The organism is Algoriphagus sp., from assembly GCF_013373065.1.
GTDB lineage: Bacteria > Bacteroidota > Bacteroidia > Cytophagales > Cyclobacteriaceae > Algoriphagus.
The window spans coordinates 255,416-267,875 of record NZ_JABXIN010000013.1; the positions used below are offsets into that span (position 1 = coordinate 255,416).

The following is a 12,460-nucleotide window of genomic DNA, read 5'->3' on the forward strand; positions in this document are numbered from 1 at the left end:
TTTTTAAAGAGCAGCCTGGTAACGTTTTGCTACTTCATCCCAATTCACCACATTCCAAAATGCAGAGATGTAATCAGGTCTTCTGTTTTGGTAATTTAAATAGTAGGCGTGCTCCCATACGTCCAATCCAAGGATAGGAGTTCCTTTGATTTCAGCAACATCCATCAATGGGTTGTCTTGATTAGGAGTAGAAGATACAGCTAGTCCATTTTCCGTTACAACCAACCAAGCCCAGCCTGAACCAAAGCGAGTGGCTGCAGCTTTGTTGAAAGTATCTTTAAACTCGGCAAACGTTCCAAATTTAGTGTTGATTGCTTCAGCCAAAGCACCGGTAGGTTCACCACCACCATTTGGACTTAGGATCGTCCAAAACAAGGAATGGTTGAAGTGACCTCCACCGTTGTTACGAACAGCAGTATGTGTACCTGCTACAGTCAATAATTCCTCCAAAGATTTACCTTCAAGGTCAGTACCTGCTACCGCAGTATTCAAGTTGGTAACGTATCCATTGTGGTGTTTTCCATAGTGGATTTCCATGGTTCTTGCATCAATATGCGGCTCTAGCGCATCAAATGCATAAGGTAAGGATGGTAGTTCAAAAGCCATTTTTCTCTAAAATTTATAGTTAAACATCAATTAAAATCCGTGATTAAATAATCTGGTTTGTAAACCATAATCCGGAACAAAAGGTTCTTTTTCGTGAAAAAACTCCTTATTCCCGGAGTTTATCAAAAAATTTGAGAATTAAATCTCCACATTCCTTTTCCAATAAGCCCCCGGTAATTTTAGTCTTTGGGTGGGGAATATTTGGATTGGTCTGTCTAAAACCCCTTTTTGGATCCGTGGCTCCAAAGTAAACTTCGCTGATTTGGGACCAGAACAAGGCTCCTCCACACATGGTGCAGGGCTCCAATGTCACATAAAGCCGGCAATTTGTCAGGTACTTGGCCCCTAGGCTATTTGCCGCAGCGGTAATCGCAATCATCTCGGCGTGGGCTGTTACATCCTGTAATTTCTCAGTTTGATTGTATGCTTTGGCGATGATTCGGTTTTTTGAAACGATAACTGCTCCAACAGGAATTTCCCCTTCCTCAAAGGCGATTTGGGCCTGTTTGAGGGCCTCGTTCATGAAATATTCATCGGAATAAAGCTCCATTTATCTGAAGAAATCCAAAATTTCGTTTCGAATACCTTCATTGATTACAATTGCCAAGATTAGGGAGACAACTAATCCAATGGTTGCTTTGTACAAATCATTACTTGCTAATTTTAGCGCTTTAAATCTCCAAGCACGTTTATTCTTCGCCTTGCCATGTTTACCAATTGCAATTGCAAGTTCTCTACCTCCAAGTAATCCAATAAAGACCCAAGTGGTACTCATTGGTACATTATTATACATTTTGAAGTAGAAAAGAATGATGGCATAGACGAAGTCAACAATGGTTGCAGCTCTGACATCTGTAACATTGGTTTTTTCATTGACAATGCCCTGAATTTTATCCCCTTTCATGTAGAAAAGGAATCCAAGTCCAAGGAAAACAAATCCTGTGTAGGCGATGAATTCATAAACTCCCAATTGCCGGGGAAGAAATACCGCAATATTAGCAGCATCTTGCATAATCCAGACTGACCAAAGTGTCCCGGAAGTAATCCATTGCAGGACTGTCCAATAGGGTTTGGCTTTGCCTTTTAGGTAATTCTGAACAAAACGCTCCAATAAAAACCAAACAATAATGGCGACTACAAAAGCCAGAATGTATCCAAAGAAACTCTTCACCATCACACTTCCAATGGTCCCTGCCTTATAGGTAAAAACATTCAGTAGGAGGAAGGTCGTAGAGACAGGCATTCTCAGCCGGGTCATCACCAACAATACAATTGGTGCCGCTAATTGCAAGAAGACAAAATTCTCTGGAGCTTTCTCTAAACCTGGAACTGCGAGTCGTTGATGACTGACATCACCATTGTAAACTACCCAACTGTAGGTAACTGTCGCCACAAAAATCATCCCCATGAAAATCCAAAGCCAATACCATTTTCGGTGTTGATTGGAGGCTATGAAGGTACCTATGGTCTGAATACTATCATTACCTATTGCAGAATAAGCGGCTAAGAAAAATCCAAACCACATAGCTGGATAAGTATAAGGAGCTATGATGGCGGCAATTGAAATTAAAATACAGATTACGATTAAAAAAGTTTTCTCCTTCTTGGTGAAATCGAATAAGGAATAGGCAGTCTTGGAAAGGTTTTCCTGATTAATGTTTTGGTCAATGACTTTTTTCTTGGCCATGGTTTCTAGGGGTGGGATATGGAGCAAAATTAAGTAAGTTATTTTAGCTCATTGTGTTAAGAAATTGTTAAGTCAAAATTTTTCCTCCTAATTATCGATTTTTACTCATTGGATACCCAAAAAAAAATTCAAATTTTGCTACTTAATCAAATGAAATTTGGTGTCTTATAAGACGTTCTTATTTGCCTTTCTTACAAGTTCATCCTTTTCAAAGAAAGCTATCACTTATATAAATCCATGGAAAACTTGGAAATAGAGCCAATAAAAGATCGAAAATGGAAGAGCTATGTAATCGGGCTGATTGCGCTGCTTATATTCATTTTTGCTATTGATTTGCTCACCTTGGCCATGGGTGATTTGAATAGTGGCGTTGCAAAGGATCTTTTTTCAGCTACCCAAAATCCTTTCATTAGTTTATTCATTGGCTTATTAATGACCGCGCTGCTTCAAAGCAGCTCTACGGTTACGTCCAGTGTGGTAGCAGTAGTTGCTGCAGGGAATATGACACTTGAACAAGCAGTTCCTTTGGTTATGGGCGCCAATATTGGGACAACGCTAACCAGTACTTTGGTTTCTTTTTCTTATATCATGAAAAAGAAACAGTTCAAGCGGGCATTATCGGCGGGCATAATTCATGACATCTTCAATATTTTCACAGTAATCATTCTGCTGCCCTTGGAGCTGTACTTCAAGCCCTTGACGAAAATGGCGATTTACTTTGCTCACTGGTTTGCCCCGAGTACAGAATTTACAGGACCCATGGTTTACCATACCTTATTCACACGTCCTTTGACCCAATGGCTAGTTGATCTTATCGATATTCCATTTTTGACTACTATCCTTGCCGTCTTTTTGGTTTTTGGAGCCATCAAGTTATTGGCAACATCTGTTTACCGAACTTTCGTAAAGGATAGTTTTCAGGATATTAACAATGTGGTTTTCAAAAATTCAAATTTAGCGTTTCTGTATGGCACTTTCTTAACTGCAGCTGTTCAATCCAGTACAGTAACGACTTCTCTGATTGTGCCTTTGGTTGCGACTAAGAAGGTGAGTTTGAGAAAAGTGTTCCCTTTCATTGTAGGGGCAAATATTGGAACCACCATTACCGCAGGAATTGCGGCTTTTTATAAAAGTGAAGCGGCAATTGCCTTGGCCATAGTTCACTTTTTGTTCAACACCTTCGGTGCTTTGATCATTTTAGGGGTTCCTAGATTGCGAGAAATTCCATTGTCCCTCGCGGATTACATGGGTAAAAAATCAGCAAAATCTAGAGCATGGGGTTTTGCCTACCTTTTGTTGACGTTTTTCGTCATTCCTTTCCTTTTGATTTACTTGAGTACGGATTAAGGATTAGAAGCTTTCCAAGCCTCATAAAGTGCTTTTGCACTGCTCGTTCCGATTCGGTCAGCTCCTGCTTGGATTAATTCCAGCGCAAAATCCAGGGTTTTGATTCCGCCACTCGCTTTGATTCCGGTATTGGAAGAAAGGGTTGCCCGCATCAATTGAATATCTTCAACTTTTGCTCCTGAAGGTGCATAGCCAGTAGAAGTTTTTACAAAATCTGCACCCGCATCCTGGCAGATCAGACAAGCTTCCTTGATTTGGGACTCATTTAGGTAAGCTGTTTCGATGATTACTTTTAGGATTCTGTCTTCCTCATGACAGGTCTTGGCGATTTGGGCGATTTCGATTTTGGGCCAAGACATACCGGAATGATACGCCGTCTGAGACCAAACCAAATCCAATTCGTCGGCACCATTTTTAATGGCTTCATGGGTTTGAGCAACCTTACTGGCAGTGTCTTCAAATCCGAAGGGAAAACCAATGACCGTTACAGTCTGGATATCCTGATTTTCTAGATCTCGACTTACTTTCTTGACCCAAAATGGAGGAACGCATACTCCAACAAATTGGTATTCGATTGCATCTTGGATAAGTACGTCTACTTCTTCCTGCGTCATGGTTGGCTTAAGCAGAGTAGATTCCAAAAAGCGATTGAAATTATTCATCCCCATTTACATAATCGATTAAGTACATGTATTCCAAGGTAAGATCCCCATCTCTTGCAATAGTGGCTCGCTCCAAAATTGCCGAATTTTCTTCCAACAATGCGGGAATAATCCATTCGGAAAGTTGACTTCCAAAATCTTGCGTGGCCTCACGAGGCAATTCGCAGGGAAGATTGTCAATCGCCATCATGGAAATACTGTTTTGCTTGCCGAAAGCAGGGATTTCCTGGGTACTATCTCGATCCACATCAAAGACAGGCGAAGCGATGGTAGAGGGGCGAAGAGTGGTCGGAATATATCCGTTGATATCGCAAGTGATATCAGCGATGACTGAAATGGAAAAATCAGGTGAGGAAATCTCCTGAAGTTGGAAAAGTTGCGGAGCTCTGGGATCCCAATAAACCGCCCCGATCAAAATTTCCCCCAATTCGGCAAATTTGGAGAAGTGACTTTCGTAAAGGGAGGGGTTTTCGTAAAACTCGGCTTTATCAAATCCACCATCTGTTTTTCTTCGGTTGTAGTCTCCTACGTCCAGTTGAACATAAACGGGTTCCTCGAAATACTGATTGAGGAATTCTTCCGGGCTTACTTCCCGAATCTCCATGCTATCTAGAATCTCTTTTGCTCCTTTTCCCACACGCCCCGTTCCTGTGAGAATGATTCGGACGGGGGGAAGTTGGATTTTTTGGAGTTCTGCCTTTAACTCCTTCAAGTCAAAACACTCATGCGCTCGCTTGATATTAAAAAGATCTGTCTTTTGCCCATAAGTCCAAAAGGCATTGTAGGCACCTACGACTCCAGCCCATCTTCCAAAGGCGACAACCCGATTTCCTGTTTCATCCGTGAGCACTTCATAATCGATCAAGCGGATATTTTTTTCCAAAACTGCCTGAAGCAATTTTCGATTGTAAGGTTGCTTCTTGATAGTATGTGAAAAAAAGAAATAGGTTTTATTGGGGATTAATTGATCAATCGGAACTTCTTTTACCCCAAATAGTACATCACAGCCTGAAATGTCCTCCAGGACCTCAACACCTGCTTGGTTATATTCCTCATCCGAAAATCCACGAATAGGGCTTGATTCTACATAAAATTGAAGTTTCCCTTCATATTTTTCACCAAGAATCCGCAATTGTTCTGGAGAAAAGGGAGCTCTTTTGTCGGGGGGATTTTTTCCCTCACGGATAATTCCGATTTTCATACAGCTTAATTCCTTTACCGGCTAAATTTAAAAATGAATTACCTCTATTTGATTCTTTTGTGGGGGATATTCTATGCCTTGCATAGCACCCTCGCCACTGGCAAGTTAAAAAGAATTCTCAAGGAAAAGCTCGGGAAAGCTTACAAATGGTACCGCCTTTTCTACTCCTTGTTTTCGCTGGGTTTATTCTTGATTTTACTGTTCTTTACTTTCAAAATCCCTCCTCGCCAACTTTTTGTTCCCCAAGGATTGGTTGAATATTTCGGGTATATGTTCGCCACATTTGGCACCATCATTATGGTGCAGAGTTCCAAGGCTTGGTCGATGGGTAAGTTTTTTGGATGGGTGCCGGAGCAAGGATCAGAAAGAGAACAATTGATAGTTTCTGGATGGTATAAGCGAATTCGACATCCCTTATATGCGGGTCTTCTGTTGATCTTTATAGGTTATTTCTTAGTGTCTGGAACCTACACCGCCTTGGTACACCTCGGCTGCTTGATCCTTTATTTACCGATTGGGATTTATTTTGAGGAGAAAAATTTGATAGCCCAATTCGGTGAAGATTATAAAAATTATCAAAAAGCAGTTCCAGCAATTTTCCCTAAACTAAAAAAAGCCACTCCAAGTAATTGAAGTGGCTTTTTTTAGTAGTTTCTTCTTAATCGAGTCCGTAGAAATCAATATCAAACCGCAGAACTGAATTCGCAGGGATTCTTGCATTACTGGTTTGGTTTCGATAGGCGTAAGGCGAAGGAATAATCATAATAGCTTTAGAACCAGGTCTTAATCTTCTAAAACCAATATCCCAACCTGTGATGACATTGCCAGAGCCTACAACGAAACTGAAAATGGTATAAACGCGGTTTTCTACCCAGATATCATTGTCGATAGCTATTTGTTCGATAGTCGTGTCAAAGACAGACCCGTCTGTAATCAAGGAACCGACATAATCAGAATAAACCACGTTTCCTCCAGTTGGACGAGAACCTTCTCCTTCTTCTTGTACAATCACAACTACTCCTGAAGGATCGTGGATTCGATAGAGGCTATCAATGCGAGCTGTATCCAAATAGGCATCAATCTTTTCTCGATCAATGGCCAAATTTCCTTCTACGTCATAGGTTGGACCTGCAATGAATGGATTGTTAGGTTCACAAGCCATCATTAGAAACACAGCAAAAATAGCAAAGGCAGGAATCCTTAAATTTTTTATCATTGTTGTGGTCCTTTTTTGATATCAATAAGATGCAATTCGAAAATCAATGGAGAATTGGCAGGAATATTTGCTTGGGTAGCATTTCCGTAGCCATACAAGGAAGGCATAATTACGGTTGCTTTATCACCTGCTTCCATAATGGCGATCGCTGCTTCAAACCCTTCAATTAACTGACCCCTTCCCAAGATGAATCGGATAGGAATGTAGTTTCTGTTTTCCGAAAAGATATTATTCGCTCGAGCAACAGATTCGATAGAAGTATCGAAAACCCGTTCGCTAAGCAATTTGCCTGTATAATTCACCCGGACGGTATCTCCTGGAGCTGGCAATTGTCCGCTGTTTGATAACTCTTGCCAAATCACTCGAAACCCTGTTATGTCATCGACAAAATCCTTGGGTCCCGTAATGGGATTTGCAGCTAAGTATTCTTCGATCGCTTTTTTATCTCTCTCCAGGATGGTTTCAACCGTCGATTCAGTATCAACACAGGAACTCAAAGAGGTTCCAATTAAAATCAGCGCAAGGAATGAAACAAAAAGATGCTTTTTCATGTGAATATAATTTGATCTTTAATTGCCACATGGAATCTCGCATGAGGGTAGATACCCTTCTTTATGTCGGATTTCGACCTGCTCGATTTCATAGGTAAATACTATTCAGATTATTTTTGAACGTCTTGTACTTCAACGTCAAAGATCAAAATAGAGTTAGGGCCAATTAGGCTTCCAGCTCCATTTTCACCATAGCCCAAAGGAGAAGGAATAAGGAATTTGGCTTTTGAACCTTTCTTCAATAGCATTAATCCTTCATCCCAACCTGGGATAACCTGGCCCATTCCTACATTTACTGGAAGTGGTTCATAAGGTCTGCCCGCGTTGTAGATGCCTTTTTCTTGAGCTAAAGATTCGATAGAAGTATCAAAAATAGTTCCGTCCAACAAGTAGCCCGCATAATCCACATACATAGTAGTTCCAGGAGTGGTTTCTGGTCCGTTACCTTCCCGTTCGATCACATAGTAAAGCCCGTTTTCAGTTTTTTGAACGTCCAAGCCGTTAGCCTGTGCATACTCTTCGATTTTTTGGCCATCCTCAACCATTAAGACTTTTGCACGCTCTGCACGCTTTTCGTTTTCGATGCGAGATGCTTCCATGAAAAACATGCTCAATGAATCTTGAGAAATGATGTCAAAGACTCCCAAATTACACTGAAGTTGATCTTCAGCACTCAAGAAAGGAGGGAAGTTGGGTCCGAAGATCGTTTGTACTGTAGAGCTGAAGGTAATACTATCTCCTTTTCGCAATGCCATGAAGATTTCGTCCATTCCATTGCTAACTTCTAGCGAATCATTCGCCATCAAATATCCCGGAACAGGTTGCTCCAAGGTTGAATAGATCACAGAATCATCTGCGTTTTTGATTTCCAGATGGTAGAGATAAATTTCTCCATTGGCGGCCTTTTCAGACCCTTCGTTGATATAGGTGTACTCAATCCCGTCTTTTTGGGTGACTTTGGTTTTTTGACAGGAAGAAAGCATGCTTATTCCTAGGGTCAAAGCAAGCAATGCCTTAAGGCGAAAGGTATTTTTCATATTATAGTGTAAGGTTTCTAATTTTTGAGATCAATTGGCAGACACCTGATTTTCGTGAAAAAGTTCTTCTTGATGTTCTTCCACGAGTTTTTCAAAGCGTTCGATGGTGTCTTTGAGGCTCTGCTCCGACTTTCCTCCAGCTGCATTTTTGTGGCCTCCTCCATTGAAGTAATCTGCGGCAAATTTATTGACCGCTACCTCAACGGAAGATCTGAAAGAAATCTTGATGCCATCTTCCCGCTCCGAAAACAAAGCTGCCAATTTAATTCCGTCCAAAGATAGTGCATAATTCACCAAGCCTTCCGTATCTCCGGTACGGCTTTGATATTTTTTAAGATCTTTTTTGCTAATCACAAAATAAGCCGTGTGCAGATCTTCACGGATGATCAGCCTTCTTGTAATAGCAAAGCCAATAAACTTGAGTCGGTTTATGGAATTAGAGTCGTAAATCCAGTTGGAAATTTGTGAAACATTAGCACCCAAGTCAATCAATTCGGCCACTACCAAATGGACATTTTTCGTAGTGTTAGGGTGTCGAAATCCTCCGGTATCTGTAAGAATTCCGGCATATAGGCACTCGGCGATGTCCTTGTCGATCAAATCCCGATCTCCAAGCTTCACGATAAGTTCATAGACCAACTCACAGGTGGCTGCTGCTTGCGTACTCCAATAGCGGAAATCAGCAAAATCCTCCGGATCCTGATGATGGTCGATATTCACAATATATGCATCCGAATTCCGGATGAGTTCTCCCAATTCATTGACCCGATTCAAAACCGAAAAGTCCAGACAAATCACCATATCGGCTTTCTTTAAGGCCTCCTTGGCTAGTTTTTGGTCATCTTCCTTGCTAAAGTCTAGTACCAAATCATTCCCTTCCATCCAATGAAGAAAAGAGGGATAGTCTGTAGGGGTTACCACGGTCACTTGGTGACCTTTCTTTTTCAGGTAATTGGCCATTCCCAGGGAAGATCCCAAAGCATCCGCATCGGGTTTCACATGGGTGGTTATGAATATATTTTTGGGGGAGGAGATTTCTTTTTTAAACGAGGCTAATGCTTCCATTATCTAATTCTCTACGGCACAAAGGCACTAGTAGTGCGCAAAGGTCAGGATTTTTTTCGCAAATGCCAAAGTGCTCAGCTTATTGAAAATGAGTGGTATATCACAGAAATATTCAAGGGGGTTCGGATTCTCTACCCTTTTCTGCTATTTTTGCGGCCGAATTAAACCAATGTAAACTCAAATAAACATGGCAGGAAACAGAACATTCACCATGATCAAGCCAGATGCTTTTGAAGCAGGCAACTCAGGAGCTATCTTGAAAATGATCGAAGAAGCAGGCTTTAAAATCGTGGCAATGAAAGCTACCCGATTGACTCCAGAATTGGCAGGCAAATTCTATGAAGTTCACAAGGAGCGTCCTTTTTACAAAGACCTTTGTGCTTATATGTCCTCTGGTCCCATCATTGCAGCCATTCTTGAAAAAGATAATGCTGTTGAAGATTTCAGAAAATTAATCGGTGCTACCAATCCTGAGCAAGCAGCAGAAGGAACCATCCGAAAGATTTTTGCGAAGTCTATCGAAGCAAATGCCGTTCACGGTTCTGACTCTGATGAAAATGCAGCCATCGAAGGAAACTTCTACTTTTCTCAATTGGAAAGAGTGTTATAATTCCCTTTGATTCCGATATTGAACAAGAAGCCCAAGATATTCTCTTGGGCTTTTTTATTTGGTTTATCTATAAATTTTTAAAGGACTTCCTGTTATCTTAATTTATTATCGTAATATTACGATGAAATAGAAATTCCATGGGAGCTACCCAATCACATTTGTTTTCGGATGAGCAAAATGAGCTGGCTAGAATTGCTAGGGTTTTAGCACACCCTGCAAGAATCGCCATCCTACAATACCTGATCAAAGCCAATGCCTGTATCAACGGAGACTTGGTACAAGAAATCGGATTGGCTCAGGCGACCATTAGTCAGCATTTGAGGGAATTGAAATCTATTGGACTCATTCAAGGGACCATAGATGGTGTTAAAGTATCCTATTGCATAAACCCCTCGAGGCTTTCAGAAATTAAAAAACAATTCGACCATCTCTTCGACAGTTTTACTCCGCCATCCATTGACGATTGCTGTTGATTCAGATTGATTTACTCAAAAAACCATATCAGCACCATATGAAACTCAAAGAATTTAAAGCAGCCCTAACGCAAGCAAACCAACTTCATTTTTATCTCCCGAATGGTGCTCAAATTCCTGATCACTTCCATATTACAGAGGTGGGAAAGATTTCCAGGCATTTTATAGATTGTGGAGGAACCGTTCGAAAAGAGGAAAAGATCAACTTTCAAATCTATACTGCTGATGATTATGATCATCGATTGAAGCCTCAAAAACTTCTCTCAATTGTTGAATTATCCGAAAAACAGTTGCAATTGGAAGATTTGGAAATCGAAGTCGAATATCAAGGCGAGACAATCGGAAAATATGGTTTGGAATTCAAAGCAGGAGGATTTTTCTTAACGAGCACCTTTACAGATTGCTTGGCTAAAGATCAGTGTGGGATTCCGACCAAAAAGCCTAAGATTCGACTCTCTACTTTACAATCTCAGCCTAGTGAATGCTTGCCGGGATCAGGTTGCTGCTAAAAATTGAAGATGGATTCTAAACCCTTAATTTTATTTCCTGAGCTAGCCCAAACAGTAGAAAAAGCTAGACATTTACCCATTTCTGAAGATCGGAAGGAGGTACTTCAGCCCTTGATTAATTTCATTCAAAGTTGTGTTCAGGAAAGCAAAGCCTGTAATCTTAATTTTATCTGTACCCATAATTCCCGAAGAAGTCAGTTTAGTCAAGTTTGGGCTCAGACTGCTGGAGATTTTTTTGGAATTCCTGTAAAATGCTTTTCAGGAGGCATGGAAGTAACTGCCTGCAATGAACGGACCGTGAAGTCTTTGGAAAAAAGCGGATTTAAAATTTCTTTAGAGGGCAGCGTAAATCCGATTTATTCTGTCCACTATTCAGAAAATCGTCCTCCCGTTCTTTGCTTTTCCAAACTTTTCGATGACCCGGTAAATCTGGTTCCGGAATTTGCAGCAGTGATGACCTGTGACCATGCCGAAGAAAATTGCCCATTTATTCCCGGAACAAAATCCCGAATTCCATTGCATTATGCAGATCCAAAGGAATTTGATGGTACCGATTTAGAGGATTTGAAATATGATGAGCGATCCATGCAGATTGCCTCTGAAATGTTTTATGTTTTTGCTGAAGTGGGGAAGTGGGGATGATTTTTTAGCTGTGAAAAACTACAGTTCTCCGCCACATTTCTTGCAAAACTTATCGTCTATCCCTAGCCCTTCTGCACCGCAAGAGTGACATGTTTTGGTGTTGATGAGTTCATGAGGGTTGCGACGCTTGGCCATTTCTGAACTTACGATTCCAGTAGGGACGGCGATGATAGCATAACCCAACAGCATGATTAAGGAGGCGATAAACTGACCCAAAGGTGTGGTTGGAGTTATATCTCCAAACCCTACTGTAGTAAGGGTCACGATAGCCCAATACATACCGCGTGGGATAGAAGTAAAACCAGAAGAAGGCCCTTCCACTAGGTACATCAAGGTTCCCATAATGAGAACTACGGTTAAAACTGTAAACAAAAAGATTTGAATTTTGGCCATACTGGCCTTTAAAGACTGGCTGATAAAATCAGCCTCTGATAAATATCTGCCTAGTTTTAAAATTCGGACGACCCGGAGCAGTCGCAGTGCACGTACTACTGTCAAAAGCTGGACATCTGCCACAAAAAAGCTTAAATAAAAGGGCAAAATAGCAAGCAAATCCACTATCCCATAAAAGCTAGTCACATAGCGAAGCGTTTTCCCGGTCAGCCAAACCCGTAGGATATATTCAATGGTAAAAAGAACCGTAAAAATTAATTCAAGAATGTAGAAGGTGGTTCCAAAACGCAAACGGAGCTCTGCTACCGAATCCAGAGTAGCCACGATCACTGACCCAAAAATCAAAACCAATAAAACGACATCGAAAGTCCGTGCGGCCCAGTCGTTATGATCAAAGACAATTTCGGCAATTCTCTTCTTGGTCAATTTCATAAGGGAAGATAAAAAAAAGACCTAGCAAA

At 41.0% G+C, this 12,460-nt stretch carries 16 protein-coding genes; 6 read left to right on the plus strand and 10 right to left on the minus strand.

The window, feature by feature from the left end:
- Positions 1–3: 3 nt before the first annotated feature.
- The 3 genes from HWE15_RS10095 to HWE15_RS10105 all read right to left on the minus strand — a co-directional run bounded on the left by HWE15_RS10095 (position 4) and on the right by HWE15_RS10105 (position 2,293).
- Positions 4–606, minus strand: a complete 603-nt coding sequence (locus HWE15_RS10095; RefSeq protein ID WP_290507404.1) for a superoxide dismutase — start codon at positions 604–606, stop codon at positions 4–6.
- A 106-nt stretch (positions 607–712) separates the two neighbouring features.
- A complete protein-coding gene (locus tag HWE15_RS10100; protein WP_290507405.1) occupies positions 713–1,156 on the minus strand; it encodes a nucleoside deaminase in 444 nt (147 codons plus the stop codon).
- Complete coding sequence (locus HWE15_RS10105) at positions 1,157–2,293, minus strand: hypothetical protein (RefSeq protein ID WP_290507406.1); 1,137 nt, start codon at positions 2,291–2,293, stop codon at positions 1,157–1,159.
- Positions 2,294–2,530: 237 nt separating this feature from the next.
- Between HWE15_RS10105 and HWE15_RS10110 the strand changes: the two genes are divergently transcribed.
- Positions 2,531–3,640 carry a Na/Pi symporter gene (locus HWE15_RS10110; RefSeq protein WP_290507407.1) on the plus strand — a complete coding sequence of 370 codons (1,110 nt, stop codon included), beginning with the start codon at positions 2,531–2,533 and terminating at the stop codon, positions 3,638–3,640.
- Here the strand turns inward: HWE15_RS10110 and deoC are convergent.
- The gene (gene deoC / locus HWE15_RS10115; protein WP_290507507.1) at positions 3,637–4,302 is read right to left on the minus strand and encodes a deoxyribose-phosphate aldolase; all 666 of its coding nucleotides are present in this window, start codon (positions 4,300–4,302) and stop codon (positions 3,637–3,639) included. The genes HWE15_RS10110 and deoC overlap by 4 nt on opposite strands.
- Positions 4,295–5,503, minus strand: coding sequence for an NAD(P)-dependent oxidoreductase (locus HWE15_RS10120; RefSeq protein WP_290507408.1), 1,209 nt, complete (start codon positions 5,501–5,503; stop codon positions 4,295–4,297). The genes deoC and HWE15_RS10120 overlap by 8 nt, the downstream gene beginning before the upstream one ends.
- Positions 5,504–5,536: 33 nt before the next feature.
- On the opposite strand from HWE15_RS10120, the gene HWE15_RS10125 reads away from it, so the two are divergent.
- Positions 5,537–6,136: an isoprenylcysteine carboxylmethyltransferase family protein gene (locus HWE15_RS10125; RefSeq protein ID WP_290507409.1), complete on the plus strand. Its 600-nt coding sequence runs from the start codon at positions 5,537–5,539 to the stop codon at positions 6,134–6,136.
- A gap of 25 nt (positions 6,137–6,161) precedes the next feature.
- Here HWE15_RS10125 and HWE15_RS10130 read toward each other — a convergent pair whose 3' ends face one another.
- The 4 genes from HWE15_RS10130 to HWE15_RS10145 all read right to left on the minus strand — a co-directional run bounded on the left by HWE15_RS10130 (position 6,162) and on the right by HWE15_RS10145 (position 9,372).
- On the minus strand, positions 6,162–6,719 hold the full coding sequence (locus HWE15_RS10130) for an FKBP-type peptidyl-prolyl cis-trans isomerase (protein WP_290507410.1): 558 nt from the start codon (positions 6,717–6,719) through the stop codon (positions 6,162–6,164).
- Positions 6,716–7,270, minus strand: a complete 555-nt coding sequence (locus HWE15_RS10135; RefSeq protein WP_290507411.1) for an FKBP-type peptidyl-prolyl cis-trans isomerase — start codon at positions 7,268–7,270, stop codon at positions 6,716–6,718. The genes HWE15_RS10130 and HWE15_RS10135 overlap by 4 nt, the downstream gene beginning before the upstream one ends.
- 110 nt (positions 7,271–7,380) lie before the next feature.
- The gene (locus tag HWE15_RS10140) at positions 7,381–8,307 is read right to left on the minus strand and encodes an FKBP-type peptidyl-prolyl cis-trans isomerase (RefSeq protein ID WP_290507412.1); all 927 of its coding nucleotides are present in this window, start codon (positions 8,305–8,307) and stop codon (positions 7,381–7,383) included.
- Between the two features lie 30 nt (positions 8,308–8,337).
- Entirely contained in the window at positions 8,338–9,372 is a 1,035-nt protein-coding gene (locus HWE15_RS10145) for a bifunctional oligoribonuclease/PAP phosphatase NrnA (RefSeq protein WP_290507413.1), read from the minus strand.
- A gap of 187 nt (positions 9,373–9,559) precedes the next feature.
- Here HWE15_RS10145 and HWE15_RS10150 point away from each other — a divergent pair, with 187 nt between their 5' ends.
- From HWE15_RS10150 to HWE15_RS10165, 4 genes are all read left to right on the plus strand, one after another.
- The gene (locus HWE15_RS10150; protein ID WP_290507414.1) at positions 9,560–9,982 is read left to right on the plus strand and encodes a nucleoside-diphosphate kinase; all 423 of its coding nucleotides are present in this window, start codon (positions 9,560–9,562) and stop codon (positions 9,980–9,982) included.
- A 137-nt stretch (positions 9,983–10,119) separates the two neighbouring features.
- Positions 10,120–10,455 (plus strand): helix-turn-helix transcriptional regulator, encoded by a 336-nt coding sequence (locus HWE15_RS10155; RefSeq protein WP_290507415.1) that lies wholly within the window; start codon positions 10,120–10,122, stop codon positions 10,453–10,455.
- A gap of 38 nt (positions 10,456–10,493) precedes the next feature.
- A complete protein-coding gene (locus HWE15_RS10160) occupies positions 10,494–10,964 on the plus strand; it encodes a DUF6428 family protein (RefSeq protein ID WP_290507416.1) in 471 nt (156 codons plus the stop codon).
- A gap of 9 nt (positions 10,965–10,973) precedes the next feature.
- A complete protein-coding gene (locus HWE15_RS10165; RefSeq protein WP_290507417.1) occupies positions 10,974–11,606 on the plus strand; it encodes a protein-tyrosine-phosphatase in 633 nt (210 codons plus the stop codon).
- An 18-nt stretch (positions 11,607–11,624) separates the two neighbouring features.
- Here HWE15_RS10165 and HWE15_RS10170 read toward each other — a convergent pair whose 3' ends face one another.
- Positions 11,625–12,431, minus strand: coding sequence for an ion transporter (locus HWE15_RS10170; protein ID WP_290507418.1), 807 nt, complete (start codon positions 12,429–12,431; stop codon positions 11,625–11,627).
- Positions 12,432–12,460 lie beyond the last annotated feature (29 nt).

Excerpts from the sequence above, each read along its gene's own strand:
- HWE15_RS10095 (WP_290507404.1), bottom strand. The coding sequence starts at position 606 with ATGGCTTTTGAACTACCATCCTTACCTTATGCATTTGATGCGCTAGAG.
- HWE15_RS10100 (WP_290507405.1), bottom strand. The coding sequence starts at position 1,156 with ATGGAGCTTTATTCCGATGAATATTTCATGAACGAGGCCCTCAAACAG.
- HWE15_RS10105 (WP_290507406.1), bottom strand. The coding sequence starts at position 2,293 with ATGGCCAAGAAAAAAGTCATTGACCAAAACATTAATCAGGAAAACCTT.
- HWE15_RS10110 (WP_290507407.1), top strand. The coding sequence starts at position 2,531 with ATGGAAAACTTGGAAATAGAGCCAATAAAAGATCGAAAATGGAAGAGC.
- deoC (WP_290507507.1), bottom strand. The coding sequence starts at position 4,302 with ATGAATAATTTCAATCGCTTTTTGGAATCTACTCTGCTTAAGCCAACC.
- HWE15_RS10120 (WP_290507408.1), bottom strand. The coding sequence starts at position 5,503 with ATGAAAATCGGAATTATCCGTGAGGGAAAAAATCCCCCCGACAAAAGA.
- HWE15_RS10125 (WP_290507409.1), top strand. The coding sequence starts at position 5,537 with ATGAATTACCTCTATTTGATTCTTTTGTGGGGGATATTCTATGCCTTG.
- HWE15_RS10130 (WP_290507410.1), bottom strand. The coding sequence starts at position 6,719 with ATGATAAAAAATTTAAGGATTCCTGCCTTTGCTATTTTTGCTGTGTTT.
- HWE15_RS10135 (WP_290507411.1), bottom strand. The coding sequence starts at position 7,270 with ATGAAAAAGCATCTTTTTGTTTCATTCCTTGCGCTGATTTTAATTGGA.
- HWE15_RS10140 (WP_290507412.1), bottom strand. The coding sequence starts at position 8,307 with ATGAAAAATACCTTTCGCCTTAAGGCATTGCTTGCTTTGACCCTAGGA.
- HWE15_RS10145 (WP_290507413.1), bottom strand. The coding sequence starts at position 9,372 with ATGGAAGCATTAGCCTCGTTTAAAAAAGAAATCTCCTCCCCCAAAAAT.
- HWE15_RS10150 (WP_290507414.1), top strand. The coding sequence starts at position 9,560 with ATGGCAGGAAACAGAACATTCACCATGATCAAGCCAGATGCTTTTGAA.
- HWE15_RS10155 (WP_290507415.1), top strand. The coding sequence starts at position 10,120 with ATGGGAGCTACCCAATCACATTTGTTTTCGGATGAGCAAAATGAGCTG.
- HWE15_RS10160 (WP_290507416.1), top strand. The coding sequence starts at position 10,494 with ATGAAACTCAAAGAATTTAAAGCAGCCCTAACGCAAGCAAACCAACTT.
- HWE15_RS10165 (WP_290507417.1), top strand. The coding sequence starts at position 10,974 with ATGGATTCTAAACCCTTAATTTTATTTCCTGAGCTAGCCCAAACAGTA.
- HWE15_RS10170 (WP_290507418.1), bottom strand. The coding sequence starts at position 12,431 with ATGAAATTGACCAAGAAGAGAATTGCCGAAATTGTCTTTGATCATAAC.